This window comes from Micromonospora sp. CA-249363, from assembly GCF_050950185.1.
In the GTDB taxonomy this organism is placed as follows: Bacteria; Actinomycetota; Actinomycetes; order Mycobacteriales; family Micromonosporaceae; genus Micromonospora.
In genome coordinates, this window is sequence record NZ_CP192020.1 from 1220477 (window position 1) to 1235617 (window position 15141).

Sequence of the window (15141 nt, forward strand, 5' to 3'; positions counted from 1 at the left end):
GGCGTGGGCTGCGCGTAGGCTGTCCCGGTGGCTGACCTCCTCGTCTGGATCGACTGTGAGATGACCGGGTTGGACCTCGGCAGTGACAAGCTGATCGAGGTCGCGGCACTGGTCACCGACCCCGACCTCAACGTGCTCGGTGATGGCGTCGACGTGGTGATCCACGCCGACGAGGCGGCGTTGGAGGCGATGCCGGAGATCGTCCAGACGATGCACGCCAAGTCCGGCCTCACCGAGGAGGTCCGTCGGTCGGCGGTCACCCTGGCCGAGGCCGAGGACCGGGTGCTGGAGTACGTGAGCACCTTCGTCAAGGACCCGCGCACCGCGCCGCTGTGCGGCAACTCGATCGCCACCGACCGTGGCTTCATCGCCCGGGACATGCCCCGCCTCGACGCGCACCTGCACTACCGCATGATCGACGTGTCGTCGATCAAGGAACTGTGCCGCCGCTGGTACCCCCGCGTGTACTTCGGTCAGCCGCAGAAGGGCCTGGCGCACCGGGCGCTCGCCGACATCCGCGAGAGCGTCCGCGAGCTGGAGTACTACCGGCGCACCATCTTCGTGCCGCTGCCCGGCCCGGACGTCGAGACCGCCAAGGGCATCGCCGCCGAGCTCTGACCGGGGGTTGCCCGGCCGGCGGGGAACCCGCTGGACGCCGTGCGCGGTGGTGGGGCTATTATTGGTCCGCACGACGCCCGGGGCGACAGACCGGGTGTCGGAGGCATGGTGGCTGTAGCTCAGTTGGCAGAGCACCGGGTTGTGGTCCCGGTTGTCGTGGGTTCAATTCCCATCAGTCACCCCAATACTCAGGCCCCCTCCTCGGAGGGGGCCTGAGTCGTCGCAGGGGTCGATCCACCCCCGTTTCCAGGAATCCGGGGTGTCCCCGCTGACGGGACACCCGGATTCGTGAAAGCTGGATCAGGCGGTCGGCGTGGGCGTCGGGGTGGCCGCGTCGTCCGGGCTCGCCGGGGCGTCCGGGTCGTACGGGAGGGCGCTGCCCTTGACGTACTCGTCCCAGCTCATGTTCCAGTCGGTCCAGCCGTTGCCGTTCTGGAGCTTGCGCTCGGTGCCCTTGACGGTGATCGGGTCGCCGACCTCGGTGTTCTTGAACAGCCAGTCGCCGTTCGCCATCGACACGTTGACGCAGCCGTGTGAGACGTTGACGCTGCCCTGCTGGCCCTCGGACCAGGGTGCCGCGTGGATGAACTCGCCGCCCCAGGTGAGGCGCTGCGCGAAGTCAATCTTGGTGCGGTAGCCCTCCTCGGGGCCCAGCTCCTCGAACGTGTCGAAGACGGTCTTGCGCAGCTTCTCGATCACGACCATCGTGCCGCTGGACGAGGGGGTGCTCTTCTTGCCCAGGCTGACCGGGATCGTCTTGATCACCTTGCCGTCGCGGGTCACCGTCATCCGCTTGGTCTTGTTGTCGACCGTCATGATCAGCTTCGGGCCGATCTTGATGTCCACCGACAGGTCCGCGCGGCCGTAGTAGCCGTCGCCCATCGGCAGACCACCCGCCTGCACCCGGTACGAGACCTTGCTGTTCGCCTTCCAGAACTCCTTCGGCCGGTACCGGATCTCGGTGGGGCTGACCCAGTGCCAGATGCCCTCCTGGGCGGGCGTCGAGGTCACCGTCATCCGGCGCTGCACGTCGTCGCGGTAGTCCTCCGGGACTTCCCGGCTGAACTTCACGATCAGCGGCATCCCGACGCCGACCTGCTGGTTGTCGCCGAGGAAGCTGCTGACCCGGATCTGCTTGTCGGGCTTGGCCATCGTGGTGAAGGTGCTGGTCGCGGTGGCCGGCCGACCGTCGTCGCCGGTGGCCGTGACCGTGGCGGTGTAGCTGGTGCCGTACGCCAGGGCCCCACTCGGCTGCCAGGACCTGCCGTCCGCCGCGAGGGTCCCCTCGACCGCCTTGCCGGCCGCGTCCTTGAGCTCGACGGTGGTCTCCTCGGCGTCCTTCGCGGCGAAGGTGATGCCGGTGGAGGCGGGGACGTCCTTGGCGTCGGCCGCCGGTTCGCTGATGGTCGCCGACGCCTTGGGCGCGGGGGTCTCGGCGCCGCCCTGCCACGAGGACGGCTTGCCGCCGTCGCTGTCGGTGCAGGCGGAGGTGAGGGCCAGTGCCACGGCGAGGAGCCCCGCCGCGAGCGCGCGGCGTCGACCGCGGGGCCGGATCAGCTGGTCCTGGCTAGCTCGCATGATGTCCTCACAGTCGTGGTCGCTGACCCATCGTCTCCTAAAGACGTGTCAGAACCGGTCCTGGTTGCCGAGGGTGGGCAGGAACACGCCGATCGCGATGTCAGATTTTTGTTACTATCCGGCGTTTCGTGATGGGGGTTCGTCTTCCTGTGGGAGCCGAGGGGGTCGCGGCCACCGTCGTCACGTCCCGGGCAGTGCAAGGGTACGCGCCGGCCCGTGCCATCGGCAGGGCCGGCGCGACGACCTCGGACGCTCAGAGCGCCGGGCCGGATCCACCCTTGGGTACCGGCAGCGCGCTGCCCTTGATGAACTCCGACCAGCTCAGACTCCACGCCGTCCAGCCGTTGCCGGCGGCGATCTTGCGCTCGGTGCCCTTGATCGTGATCGGGTCACCGACCCGGGTCTTCTCGAACAACCACTTGGCGTTGGTCATCGACACGTTCACGCAGCCGTGCGAGACGTTCTGCCGTCCCTGCACGTGCTCCGACCAGGGCGCGGCGTGGATGTACTCGCCGCCCCAGGTGAGTCGCTGGGCGAACTGGATGTCGGTGACGTAGCGGTTGGCCGGGTCCGGATCGTCACGGGTGTCGAAGACGGTGGCTTCCTTCTTCTCCATCACGACCATCGTGCCGCTGGACGACGGGGTGCTCTTCTTGCCCAGGCTCACCGGGATCGTGCGCGTCAGCGCGCCGTTCTCGTACACCGACATCTTCTTCGTGGCGTTGTCGACCTTCATCACCAACGACCGGCCGATCTTGACGGTGGCCTTGCGGTCCATGTCGCCGTACTTGCCGTTGCTCAGGGGCACCCCGGCCAGCGCGATCCGTACGCTGATGGTGGTGCCCGGCTTCCAGTACTCCGGCGCCCGGTAGTACGCCTGCGTCCCGTTGTCGACCCAGTGCCAGGCGCCCGGCTGCGGCGGGTCGGTCTTGACGAACATCCGCTTCTGCACCGCCGCCCGGTCCTTCTTGGGGATGCCCGGGTGGAACTCGGTGACCACCGGCATGGCGACGCCGTAGCTCTTGTCGTCGAAGAGGTACAGGCCGGACCCGATGGTCGACTTCGGCTTGGCCATCGTGGTGAAGGAACTGGTGCCCTGGCTGCTCGTGCCGTCCGGCCCGCTGGCCGTCACCGTGGCCGTGTACTTCGTACCCCACTTCAGGGGTGCGGACGGCACCCAGGCCGAGCCGTCGGCGCGGAGCTTGCCCTCGACGGTCCCACCGCTGGCCGTGGTCAGGGTGACCGCGGACACCTTCCCGCCGCTCGGCAGCTTGGCGCTGATCTCCGTACTCACGGGCTTGTTCTTCGTGCCGTCGGCCGGGCTCAGCGTCAGCGCCGGCCCGCTGGGCGCGCTGGGCTCGCCGCTCGTCGACGGCGCGCCCGGGTCGGGTGCGGTACTCGCATCCGCCGACGTTCCGCCGACGAATTCCGGCTTCTTCTGCTCGTCGCCGCACCCGGTCAGTGCCAGCGACGCCGCCAGGGTCAGAGCGCCCACCACCGCCCCGGCTCGCGTGAACCGTGCCATCCCCACCTCTGTTCTCGCGTACCTGGCGGACATCGTGCCGTATCAGTGCCCGGACCCATGCCCCCGTCCCAGGCGTGACGGCTGATTTGTGGCTGTATGCCCGTTAAGCTCGACCGAAGGGGGGAGTCCGGTAACCGGATTGGAGCCCCGGTTGGCGGGGTGCTAATGTTCTCTCCGTTGCCGACGAGCGCCGCTAGCTCAACTGGCAGAGCAGCGGACTCTTAATCCGCGGGTTCGGGGTTCGAGTCCCTGGCGGCGCACCAACGAGCAAGGCCCTGATCTGGTGATCACTACCAGGCCGGGGCCTTTTTCGCGTACGCGGGCGATGGGTGCGACTCGGCAGCCGATGAACCGGGGTGACCGTCTTCCTTCGAGCATTCTCGCGAGGCCGGGTGTCGGCGATACCTGGACGGCCTCATGTTTGGTGGATCTGGCGCTGGTCCACCGGCGGGATGCCCGCGACCTGCCGCAACCGTTTCGTGGACGAAAGAAACGAAGGTGGTTACGATGATTTCGACTAGGAGGCGTCATGACTGCAGCTGCTCTGAAGGAAGAGACGTACCTGCCAGAGGCTGATGGGCAGGTCGCCCAGGTCCACGACTTCATCCAGGCCCATGAGCGGACGGGGCGAGGGCCGGTGGCACCACGCTACTTCCTGGCCGGAGCCACCCCAGGTGACCGTGTCGAGCTTCCAGCCGAGGTCTACGGGGTGCTTCGCCAGGTTGTCGAGGCGCTTCAGCAGGGGTTTGCGGTGACCGTGGCTCCGCGGACGTTGAAGCTGACAACCCAGCAAGCCGCCGACCTGCTCGGAGTCAGTCGACCCACGGTCGTCAAGTTGCTCGACGAGGGCAAAATTCCGTTTGAGCGACTGGGGACTCACCGACGTATTCTTCTGCCGGACCTGCTTGCGTACCGGGCGCAGCGCAGGGCTGACCAGTACGCCGCGCTTGAAGCAACCTCAGTGGACATTGATGATGAGGAAGACCTCGACGCGTTGATGCGGCGACTGCGCGAAACGCGTCGTGCAGTCGCACGACGCCGCAAAGGCCTGACAGAATAGGCCAGTGTTCACGGCCCTTCTCGACACCTGTGTTCTCTGGCCAGACCTGCAACGCGACTTCCTTCTGTCCCTTGCGATCGAGGGCGTGTATCGGCCTGTGTGGAGTTCGGTCGTGCTCGAGGAGTTGGAATACGAGCAGAGAGCAAAGTTGATCGAGCGAGGCCAGGAGGCTGACGAGGCTGCCAAGCGAGCACAGCACCTGGTCGAGCAGATCAGACAGCATTTTGACGATGCGGAGGTCGGCGGGTGGGAGGGCTTGGAAGGTACGTACGGCCTGCCCGACCCCGACGATGAGCATCTCGTCGCTGCTGCGGTTGTCGCCAACGCCGGCGCTATCATCACGCTGAACACGCGAGACCTGCCTCCGGACAGGTTGCCTCGCGGGTTGCAAGTGCTCTCGCCCAAAGAGTTCGCAGCCAATACCGTCTCCCTTGATCCGGTTAGGGCTTGTGCTGCCGTGGCTGCCATAGCCAAACGCTCCGGCAGACTGGGTCGGGTTCAGACCGAAGAGGACATCTTGGAAATCCTCGACCGCCGCTACGGAATGGCGTCTGCGGTCGAGATGATGCGACAGGCGGCGGTTGATTTGCTGGTGCCTCCTCCGCAACCTCGGGTCGGTGAGTCGGCGACGCACTCTGATGCCCACGGATCCGCTGTGAAGTGACGGAGTTCCGCGCAAGGCGCGAGTGTTGTCCGCAGCAGTGACCTCCGTCAGACGGGGTCGGCGGCTCGTAGCCGTGGCCATCGCTGCTCGGTCCAGGCCCGCAACAGCCACTCCACCGGCCCGTATCGGAACCGTGCCATCCACACTGCGCTGGCCGCGAGCTGCATGCCGTAGATGGCGACCGCGATGAGGAGCACGACCGTGGGCGCGACGCTGCCGGCGAGGCCCAGGCCGACTCCGGTGAAGACCAGGACGCAGAGCAGCGACTGCCCGAGGTAGTTGGACAGGGACATCCGTCCGGCCGGCGCGAGCACGGCGACGACCCGCCGCCCCCGGTCGGTCTCGAAGAACTCAAGAAGCGTGGCGGCGTACGCGGCCGCGAGCAGCGGCGCGGTGAGCAGACCGATCGTCAGCCCGGTCAGGTTGGCGGTGCCTCCACCGAAGGCGAAGACCACCGCGCCGGCCAGGCCGACCGGATAGCCCACCCGCTGCGCCCGGCGCAGGAGCTGGCGGTTCCCCACGACGTCGGTGAGGAGCCGGCGACGCCCCGCCGCGTACCCGAAGAGGAAGGCCGAGAGCGCGAGCGGCCCCTGTACGAGGAGCGTGCCGACCATCGCCGGCAGTTGGCGTACGTGCTCGGCGATCAACGATCCGAGCCCACCCTGTAGCGCCTCGGTGGACCGTTGCCCCGCCGCGAGCGCCGCCAGCGGGTCGGTGACCAGTTGGGTCCCGCTCGTGGCGGCGAGCGCGAGGACGAAGCCGATCGCACCGGTCAGCAGGACGGCGACGCGGACGGCGGTCCCGACGCGGACTCTCCGCATGGCGAGCAGGACCAGGCCGAGCAGTGCGTACGTGGTCAGGATGTCGCCTTGGAACAGCAGCACCGCGTGCAGGACGCCGAGGACGAAGAGCCCGGCCAGCCGTCGCCGGAACCGGGGGACGATGTCGACGCCGCGCCGGGCGGCGGAGTCGAGCTGAAGGGTGAAGCTGTAGCCGAACAGGAAGGCGAAGAGCAGGTACGCCTTCATTGCGAAGAGCAGCTCGACCGTCCAACCGACCGCCTGGTCACCCCACGAGTCATGTGCGGGATCGGCAACCAGGTGGAAGGGATAGCCGGAGGCGAAGAAGGCGATGTTGACGACCAGGATGAGGAGCAGTGCCACGGCGCGCAGGGCGTCGACGTCGGCGATCCGGGAGGACGTCCCGGGCAGCTCTTCGATCACGACGGGCGGATCTTTGCTGGAGAACTTCACGACTACCCCCGTAAGCGACAGAAAACCGTATTCGCAGGCTATGAAGCGGCCCGTCCAGGTGACAGCCGGTGAGCGGGACAGTCGGAGGTGGGGCAGGCACTACCGTCGGAGCGACCGGTCCCCGACAGAGCACGGGAATCCCGTCCGCGCGCCCCTACAGTCCCCACCATGATGTGGACGCTGCGATCGGTCACCGGACTCGCCGTACTCGTGACGGCCCTGGTGGCCGGGGCGGCGAGCGCCGCCGCGGCGCCCGACGACGGCGGCCTCGGCCTGGCCCTGCGGCCCGGGCAGGCGGACTACCGCGCCGGTGACCAGGTCCGCCTGGACCTCACCGTCACGAACTCCACGGGGTCGGCCTGCGCGCTGCCCACCACGGCCGTCGGCACCGTCCAGATAACCGGGGTACGCCGGGACGGGCGCGACCTCACGCCCACGCTCGCCCGCAGCTTCCACGACGACGGGATCGCCGCAGCGGCAACCGCCGGTCTGACCACTGTCGAGCCCGGCGCGACCGCGACCGTGGCGCTCACCGGGATCCGGCTGGGTGACGCACCCGGCGACGTCGTCCTCCGTTCGGTGGCCGCCACCGGCGACGGCGGTGGTCTCGACTCGCTCTGGTCGGTCGGCGCTCCCGGCCGGTACGAGGTGACGGCCGGCTACGTGCCACTGCCGGTCGCCGGCGCGCTGGACCCCTGCCCGGGCGCCACGGCCCTGCGGACCGCCACGTTCACGGTCGGCGACGGCGGCGCGTCCGGCCGCCGCTGGCTCTGGCCGGTCGCCGGCGCGTTGCTGCTGGTGCTGCTTGTGGCCGCGGTGGTGATCCTGCTGCGGGTACGCCGTCGCCGGCCGACGGCCGCGACCGTCGCCCTGCTGCTGGTGGCCGTCGGCGCGCTGGTCGGCGGCGGTGCCCGCCCGGCCCGGGCCGACTACGCGGTCGACCCGACCTCCGGCGTGCCGATCCCGGGCGTCGACTTCCAGGCTGTCGTGGACGGCTGCCTGAGCGGGTTCGCCGCGCCGGGCGGGGACCCGTCCGGCATCCTGCCCCGGCTCAAGGACAAGAAGAGCCCGAAGGTGCGGATCATCCCCACCCCGGGTGGCTCCGGCGCGTTCGAGACGCCGGACAGCCCCGACGGCAAGGGCTCGTCCACCGTCACCTGGAACCCGACCTCCACCGACCCGTACGAGGACGGGGTGGCCCGGGACCCCTGCGCCGCGCTGTACCACGAGCTGAACCACGCCGACGACATCTCCCGCGACGCGGTGCCACCGGGTGAGTGCGGGAGCACGGGCATTCCCACCGCCGAGGTGCGGGCGACATTGGCGGAGAACCGTTACCGGGCGGCGAAGGGGCTGCCGCCGCGTAAGGAGTACAAGGGCAAGAAGCTGCCCAAGAACCTCGACGAGTGCAAGAAGCCGCCGAAGAAGACGCCCCCGCCGAAGGGGCCGGTGAAGATGTGCGAGGACGGCGCCGACTGCGGCGGCAGCAACGGCGACCCGCACCTGGTCACGTTCGACCGGGTCGCCTACGACTTCCAGGCCGTCGGCGAGTTCACCCTGGTCGCCGCGACCGGCGGTGACCCGCTGGAGATCCAGGTCCGGCAGTCGCCGATGACCGGCTCCCGCTCCGCCTCGGTCAACTCGGCGGTCGCGTTCCGGGTCGGCGTCCACCGGGTCGCGCTCACCCTCACCGACGGCGCCACCCGGGTGCACGTCGACGGCACGCCCGTCGCCGCGCCGCCGGAGCGGACCGCCCTGGCCGGCGGCAACCTCACCCGCCGTCCGTCCGACACCGGAGAGACCGACGGGTACGACGTGACGTGGCCGGACGGCTCGGCGGCGGCGGTGGACCAGATCGGCCGCTACGGCTACCGGGTGCTCGTCCGGCTCGCCGATGGCCGGGCCGGGAAGGTACGCGGCCTGCTCGGCGACTTCGACGGCGACCCGGCCGACGACATCGCGCCCGCCGGAGGCGCGGCCCTCGCCCAGCCCGTGCCGTTCGCCACGCTCTATCCGTCCTACGCGGACAGTTGGCGGATCACCCCGGACCGCTCGCTGTTCGCGTACGGCGACGGGGAGAACACCGGCACGTTCACCGACCGGACCTTCCCCGAACGGGAGGTGACCGTCGCCGACCTCGACCCGGCCCGGCGTGCCGCCGCCGAGCGGATCTGCCGATGGGCCGGCGTCACCGCCGCAGGTCCGCTCGCCGACTGCATCTTCGACGTCGCCGTCAGCGGGCGCGGTGAGTTCGCCGTCGCCGGGGCCACCACCGAACGGATCGCTCCGCCGACCGGCGCGTCGATCACCGCCGTACCGTTGGCGACAGCCAGCCTCACGCCCGGCGGCGAGCCGCTGACGTTCGCCGGTCGCGCCGGAGACGCCGTCTTCGTCGACGTCACCGCGCCGGGCATGGCCGACCGCTGCTCGCCGTACGTGCTCACCGACCCGACCGACCGGCTGGTCGGAGCCGGCTGCGCCATCGACGGCGTCGGGTACATCGACCGCGTCGACCTCACCACCACCGGCACGTACGCCGTGCGAGTCACCGCCGCCCCCGGCGACACCGGACGAGCCGCCGTCCGGGTGTACGCGGCCGGGAACGTCGACGGCACGCTGCAGGCGAACGGCCCGGAGGTCACCGCGACCCTGGAGCAGCCCGGCGCGCGGGCCCGGTACCGGTTCGCCGGACAGCAGGGTGAGCGCGTCTTCGTCGAGGTGCCCACGAGCACACTTCCCAACCAGTGCACGCCGCTCGAACTGCGCGACACCGAAGACCGCCTGTTGAGCAGCGGCTGCGTGATCAACGGCGTCGGTGAGATCGACGGCACGCTGTTGCCCGCCGACGGGACGTACACAGTGGTGGTCGATCCGACCGGACGCACCACCGGCACGACCACACTGCGTCTGGTCAGCAGCCGCGACCGGGCGGGGACGATCGCCGTCGGCGGTCCGCCGGTCGTCGCCACCGTCGACCGGCCCGGGGCAGTGACGAGCTACCGGTTCACCGCCGGCGCCGGCACGTCGGTGACGCTGACCGCGACCGCCTCCGACCTGCCCGACCAGTGCGGTGTGCTGGAGCTGCGCGCCCCCGACGGCAGCCCGATCACCAGCGGATGCGTGATCAACGGGGCTGGTGACATCGGGCCGACGACGCTGCCGGCCGCCGGGGCGTACACCGTGGTGGTGGACCCGTCCGGGGTCGCGACCGGCCAGGTCACGTTGACGCTGCGGTGAGGTGGACCCGGTCCGTTCGGGGTGACGGGCCGACGAGCCTCGACGATTGCGCAACCGTCGCCGGGACCCACGCGCTACGGCTCAGCGCTCGGCGAGATGCCGCGTCGACTCCGCGCCATGAGGGTCAGATGGTGAAGCCGCCGTCGACGTTGACCGTCGCCCCGGTGATGTAGCGCCCGTCCGGGCTGGCGAGGAACGCCACCGCCGCCGCCACGTCGCCCGGGGCCGCGTAGTGGCCGAGGGCGGTGAACCCGTTGATAGTGTGCGCGTTCGGGCCGTCGGCTGGGTTCAGCTCGGTGTCGGTGGCTCCTGGGTTCACCAGGTTCACGGTGATCGCCCGACCGCCGAGTTCGCGTCCGAGAGCTTTGGTCATGCCGATCAGCGCGGTCTTGCTCATGGCGTACAGCGAGAAGCCCGGGAAGACCGTCCGCTCGGCCACGTTGCTGCCGATGTTGATGATTCGCCCACCGGCCGCCATGTGCTGCACCGCGGCCTGCGAGGCGACGAATGGCGCGCGAACGTTGACCGCGACCGTCTGTTCGAACTCTTTCAGACCCAGGTCCTCGATCGGTCCGAGCAGGAACGCGCCGGCGTTGTTGACCAGGATGTCCAAGCGGCCCAATTCGTCGGCGGCCCGATCGACCGCGGCGACAACTGCCGCGGGATCAACGCTGTCCGCCTGCACCGCGATCGCCCGCCGTCCGGCGGACCTGATCTGGTCCACCACCTCGCCGGCGCGTTGCTGGTTGTGCTGGTACGTCAGCGCCACATCGGCGCCCTCCTCGGCCAGGCGCAGAGCCACGGCGGCGCCGATGCCACGACCGCCGCCGGTCACCAGAGCCACCTTGTCACGAAGTGCTTTGTTCATGCCGGGAAGCCTGGCCGAGATCAGCCAGCGTGTCTGGCGGTGATCGGACGCCGCGTTCCCCACCTGCTCCGGGCGACCAGGCGTCGACGCCGCCGGCCGGATGGCGTGATCCGGCCGGCGACGGCCCGTCGACGATCAGCAGCAGCCGGTGGTGTAGCTGACGTAGGACGCATTGCAGTCCCGGGACGTGTTGGCGTAGCAGCGGACCTGCCCCGCGACCACCTTGTTGTAGTAGTAGTAACAGAAGGGGCCGCCACACCCCGTGTAGGCGAGGGAGCAGACGTTGCACGCCGACGCCGTGGCCTTCGGCAGCAACGCGGCCAGCAGTTTGTCGCTCAGTCGATTGATAATCATCGGACCTCTCTCCTTCTCCGCCCGTGCGGCGGTTCATCGACGGGGTCCAGAATTTCATCGACGACTTACGATGCACTAACGGCGCGCTAATGCGTGTGCGGCCCGGTAGTGCCTGTTCCTGCGCGCAATACGACGGCAGTCGGGTAGGCGGCTGCCGGTACGCAATAGTGGGCTGTCAGTGCTGGCTCGGCGTACGAATTATGTCGATCAATCGGCTGATTCGTCGACCGGGCTGGACGCCGAGGTCCGTGGCCAGGATCTGGCAAAGGTGATCATGGGTGGCCAGGGCGGATGCGACGTCGCCGCGCCTCATGTGCGCCTCGATCAGGTGCTCCCAGGCCCGTTCCCGATACGGCCACTGCCGCACCAGAGGTTCCATCGCGTCGATGACCGAGTTGTGGTCACCGATGACGAGCTGCGCCTCGGCCAGGTCCTCCATCGCCCGCCATCGGCGCTCGTCCAGTGGCGCGGCCAGGGCCGCCACCCCGGCGGTCCGAGCGTCGACGCAGGCGTCGCCACGCCAGAGGCGCAGTGCCGAGGTGAGAGCCGTGACCCGGTCGATGGCTCGGGCGGGGAGGCGCGCGGCGGCGGCACGCTGCGTCAGGTCGTCGAAGCGAGCGAGGTCGGTCGAGGTGAGGCGAGCGCAGAGAAGGTAGCCCGGCGGACGGGTCTGCAAGATGTTCACGGCCTCCGCGCCGCCGAGCCGGACGAGGCTTCGCCGCAGGGCGGAGACGTGCCCCTGGAGCTTCGTCGTCGCCGTCATCGGCGGTTGCTCGTCCCAGATGACCTCGACGAGACGATTTACTCCGACGACGGCGCCCAGGTTGAAGGCGAGGGCCGCCAGCATCGCGCGTCGTCCCGGGCTGCCGATGGGCATCGGCTGGTTGCCGACGGTCGTCTCGATGGGGCCCAGCAACGACACGCGGAGCAGGGTGTGAGCGTTCACATCGAGGTCCGCGTGGTGACCGTGTCGTGGTAGCCCGACGCTTGGAGGTGGAACAGGTCCGCGTAGCGGCCTCCCGATGCCATCAGCTCGTCGTGGCTGCCCTGTTCGAGGATGCGCCCGCCGGACAGGACCGCGATGCTGTCCGCCTCGCGGACGGTGTTGAGGCGGTGCGAGATGAGCAGGCTGGTGTGGGTGCGGCGCAGCGCCATCAGCCGCCGGTTGATCTCGTGTTCGGTCGCCACGTCGAGTCCTGACGACGGTTCGTCGAGGATCAGCATGTCAGCGCCCTCCCTGAGCGCGGCTCGGGCCAGAGCCAATCTCTGCCACTGTCCCCCCGAGAGCACGACCCCCACACCGGGCACGTCGCCGTCGCTGTAGGCCCGGGTCAGCATGGTGTCGTACCCGTTGGGCAGGGCATCCAGTGTGGAGTCGAGGTCTGCGGTCGAGGCCGCCGCCCGTACCCGCGCCCGGTCGTCGAGCGCGCTGAGGTCGCCGACCGCGATGTTGTCGTGGGCCGAGAACTCGTACGTCATGAAGTCCTGGAAGGTCGCCCCGAGGCGGGCGCGCAACGATGCGGGGTCGATGGTGCTGATGTCGACGCCGTCCCAGCGGATGACACCTCGAACCGGCACGTAGAAGCCGCACAGCAGCTTGACCACCGTGGATTTGCCGGCTCCGTTGTCGCCGACCAGCGCGAGGGACGAGCCGCGGGGGATCCGCATCGTGAGGCCGCGCAGGACCCAGTCGTGGTCGGGGGCGTACCGGAACCAGACGTCGTCGAATTCCACGCCCTGCCTCAGCGGCGGCACGGTGGGCAGCGCGACGGCGCGCCGGGCCTCGCCGATGACCGCGGTGATGTCGACGTAGTGGCCGAAGACGATCATGGTCTCGCCGAGCATGGCGATCTGCCGGACCAGGCTCGACGCCGATGTCTGCAACGCGGCCAGCGCCGCGATCACGACCACCAGGTCACCGACGGAACCGTGTCCGTCGGCGACCCGGGCGACGAAGACAGCAAGCGCGACCAGGGACACGATGCCGGTCAGTGCCGCGAGAGCGCTGTCGACCCACAGGGCCAGCCGGTCCTGATGGCGCTCCTGTGCCTGGGCCGCCCGGAGTTCACGCAGGAGGCGCCCCTGGAAGAACGCGCCGAGCCCGAACAGTCGGATCTCCTTCGCGGCGCGCATGTCCAGCAGGAGCGACGCGTAGAACGTCTGCCGGCGGAACATCGGGACGGTGCGTTCCAGCATCGCGCCCCGCATCCGGGCCAACCGGATCTGGGCCACCAACGTGGGCAGTACGGCCAGCATGACCAGCGCGCTCACCATCGGGGACCAGCGCACCAGCGTCACGCCGAAGGCCGCGATGGTGATCAATGCCTGCCCGATGCCCAGGATCATGCTGTTGAGCTGGGTCGGTGCGAAGCGGCTCGCCTCGTGGGCGAGCCGGAGTCGGTCGTGGAACCGGCTGTCCTCCAGTTCGGTCAGGCGCGGGTGCGCCGACACCGCGCTGAACAGTTCCTGCTGAGTTCGTATCGTGACGCGACGTTCCGCGTCCCGCTGCGCGTACTCGGAGACGTGCAGGACGACGGGTGTCACGATGGCCAGCGCGCCGAACCCGACGACGCCGAGCCAGATCGTCTGCCGCTCGCCGGCCGAGAGCCCGTCGATGACCGCTCGGGTGAACCAGGCGGTGGCGACCGCCGTGAGGCCGCCGACCACCATGATCACGACCCCCACCGCCGCGGCCCAGGGCGCCGCGCCGAAGTAGATCCCGAAGGCGCGCCGCAACAACGTCGCCGAGCGCCTCATCGGCTGCTCAACACCTCGCCCAGGTCATGACTGCGCGCGGCGAGCCGACCGTCCGCGCCGAACATCACGAACGTCGGGGTGCCCTGTACCTGGAAGGCGGCCATCACCGCGCTGGGAGTGTCGTCCATGACGAGGAGACCGGCCTTGCGCAGCGTCGGGCCGAGGTCCTCGGTCGACTCCTCGGGCGCGGTGAGGAAGCTGACCACCCGTACGCCGCCGCTGGCGATCTCCTCTGCCCGGTCGGCCAGCTTCGCGGCCTGGCCGGGGCAGTGCCGGCAGCCGGCGGAGAAGAAGCCGATCAAGGTCGGGCTGCCCGCGAGGTCGGCACGGGAGATCTGGCCGCTGGGTGCCGTGAACTCGGGAATGGCCGCGCCGAGCGGCAGCCCCGAAGCGGGCGGTGAGTTCATGTCGATCAGTTTCATCTCCGTCTCCCGCAGCCGCCGGACAACTGCGGCGGTCAGCGCGAGATCGGCGAGGACGAGTGCCGCGAGAATGGCGACAGCGGTGGACAGAAATACCACAAGGGCTCCTTTAATCGGCGCACCGGAAGCCCGGTGGGCGTTGGTGCGCATGCGATTGTGAGAGTGTCAGCGAGTATGTGGCACTCCATTTATGAGCCAGGCCAGGTCGTCGAGTCTGACCAGGGTCGTGGTGACGAAAGCCGCAATCGTGAATGCCACCAGGAATTGCGCTGGCGTCAGCATGCCGAGTGACACGGTGGGCAGGGTCGTGGCCCCCCAGAGGGCGCCTGCCGCGGCGGCGGCGAGGAGGCCGGTGCGAACGACGTGCCGCCACGCGACGGGCGCGCTCGTCGGGCCGAAACAGTGGCATCCGGACGTGGACCCCTGCCGGACGGCATGCGTGAGCGCGACGGCGAAAGCACCGAAGAGCAGCACCGCTGCTGCCAGACCGATGGTCGCCGTCTCCGGCCACAGGACGAGAGCGAGGACGCCGGCCTCGGCCGCGATCGAGGCAGCGGCGACCGGGCGGGACCGGCGGGTGGAGGTGACCCGCAGTTCGCTGACGGCATGGGCGAAGGTCTCGAAGCTCGCCCGGTTGCGGACCTTGCCGACGATGGATATCGCAAGAGCCCCGGCCAGCGTCAAAATTGCCGCGACAACAGCGACACTCACGATTTCCCCCGTTTCCCGTAGCGCTCGTTGATCGAGGGGGCGCGACTCGCGCGGGCCCCACAAACCTCCGCTGGGAATCCCGAGGATATCGGCG

At 69.5% G+C, this 15141-nt stretch carries 13 protein-coding genes and 2 tRNA genes; 6 read left to right on the plus strand and 9 right to left on the minus strand.

The window, feature by feature from the left end:
• Positions 1 to 60: 60 nt before the first annotated feature.
• Both orn and ACQPZK_RS05785 read left to right on the plus strand, forming a co-directional pair.
• Positions 61 to 618, plus strand: a complete 558-nt coding sequence (orn, locus tag ACQPZK_RS05780; protein ID WP_433539117.1) for an oligoribonuclease — start codon at positions 61 to 63, stop codon at positions 616 to 618.
• Positions 619 to 726: 108 nt separating this feature from the next.
• Positions 727 to 802: transfer RNA gene (locus ACQPZK_RS05785), tRNA-His, on the plus strand.
• Between the two features lie 116 nt (positions 803 to 918).
• On the opposite strand, the gene ACQPZK_RS05790 is transcribed toward ACQPZK_RS05785, so the two are convergent.
• The gene (locus ACQPZK_RS05790; protein WP_433537299.1) at positions 919 to 2196 is read right to left on the minus strand and encodes an Ig-like domain-containing protein; all 1278 of its coding nucleotides are present in this window, start codon (positions 2194 to 2196) and stop codon (positions 919 to 921) included.
• Between the two features lie 253 nt (positions 2197 to 2449).
• Positions 2450 to 3721, minus strand: a complete 1272-nt coding sequence (locus ACQPZK_RS05795; RefSeq protein ID WP_433537300.1) for an Ig-like domain-containing protein — start codon at positions 3719 to 3721, stop codon at positions 2450 to 2452.
• A gap of 187 nt (positions 3722 to 3908) precedes the next feature.
• Between ACQPZK_RS05795 and ACQPZK_RS05800 the strand changes: the two genes are divergently transcribed.
• The 3 genes from ACQPZK_RS05800 to ACQPZK_RS05810 all read left to right on the plus strand — a co-directional run bounded on the left by ACQPZK_RS05800 (position 3909) and on the right by ACQPZK_RS05810 (position 5445).
• A tRNA-Lys gene (locus tag ACQPZK_RS05800) sits at positions 3909 to 3984 on the plus strand.
• A gap of 266 nt (positions 3985 to 4250) precedes the next feature.
• Complete coding sequence (locus ACQPZK_RS05805; RefSeq protein ID WP_433537301.1) at positions 4251 to 4781, plus strand: helix-turn-helix domain-containing protein; 531 nt, start codon at positions 4251 to 4253, stop codon at positions 4779 to 4781.
• A 4-nt stretch (positions 4782 to 4785) separates the two neighbouring features.
• Positions 4786 to 5445 (plus strand): PIN domain-containing protein, encoded by a 660-nt coding sequence (locus ACQPZK_RS05810; protein WP_433537302.1) that lies wholly within the window; start codon positions 4786 to 4788, stop codon positions 5443 to 5445.
• Between the two features lie 47 nt (positions 5446 to 5492).
• Here the strand turns inward: ACQPZK_RS05810 and ACQPZK_RS05815 are convergent, their stop codons facing one another.
• On the minus strand, positions 5493 to 6698 hold the full coding sequence (locus ACQPZK_RS05815; RefSeq protein WP_433537303.1) for a DUF418 domain-containing protein: 1206 nt from the start codon (positions 6696 to 6698) through the stop codon (positions 5493 to 5495).
• A gap of 168 nt (positions 6699 to 6866) precedes the next feature.
• Between ACQPZK_RS05815 and ACQPZK_RS05820 the strand changes: the two genes are divergently transcribed.
• Positions 6867 to 9935 (plus strand): VWD domain-containing protein, encoded by a 3069-nt coding sequence (locus ACQPZK_RS05820; protein WP_433537304.1) that lies wholly within the window; start codon positions 6867 to 6869, stop codon positions 9933 to 9935.
• A 124-nt stretch (positions 9936 to 10059) separates the two neighbouring features.
• Here ACQPZK_RS05820 and ACQPZK_RS05825 read toward each other — a convergent pair whose 3' ends face one another.
• From ACQPZK_RS05825 to ACQPZK_RS05850, 6 genes are all read right to left on the minus strand, one after another.
• Positions 10060 to 10803: an SDR family NAD(P)-dependent oxidoreductase gene (locus tag ACQPZK_RS05825; RefSeq protein WP_433539118.1), complete on the minus strand. Its 744-nt coding sequence runs from the start codon at positions 10801 to 10803 to the stop codon at positions 10060 to 10062.
• A gap of 135 nt (positions 10804 to 10938) precedes the next feature.
• Positions 10939 to 11157, minus strand: a complete 219-nt coding sequence (locus ACQPZK_RS05830; protein ID WP_355052094.1) for a hypothetical protein — start codon at positions 11155 to 11157, stop codon at positions 10939 to 10941.
• 175 nt (positions 11158 to 11332) lie between these two features.
• Positions 11333 to 12079: an AfsR/SARP family transcriptional regulator gene (locus tag ACQPZK_RS05835; protein ID WP_433537305.1), complete on the minus strand. Its 747-nt coding sequence runs from the start codon at positions 12077 to 12079 to the stop codon at positions 11333 to 11335.
• A gap of 20 nt (positions 12080 to 12099) precedes the next feature.
• Positions 12100 to 13914, minus strand: a complete 1815-nt coding sequence (locus ACQPZK_RS05840) for an ABC transporter ATP-binding protein (RefSeq protein WP_433537306.1) — start codon at positions 13912 to 13914, stop codon at positions 12100 to 12102.
• Positions 13911 to 14435 (minus strand): TlpA disulfide reductase family protein, encoded by a 525-nt coding sequence (locus ACQPZK_RS05845; protein ID WP_433537307.1) that lies wholly within the window; start codon positions 14433 to 14435, stop codon positions 13911 to 13913. Before ACQPZK_RS05845 ends, ACQPZK_RS05840 begins: the two co-directional genes overlap by 4 nt.
• A gap of 66 nt (positions 14436 to 14501) precedes the next feature.
• Positions 14502 to 15047: a MauE/DoxX family redox-associated membrane protein gene (locus ACQPZK_RS05850; RefSeq protein WP_433537308.1), complete on the minus strand. Its 546-nt coding sequence runs from the start codon at positions 15045 to 15047 to the stop codon at positions 14502 to 14504.
• Between the last annotated feature and the right edge of the window lie 94 nt (positions 15048 to 15141).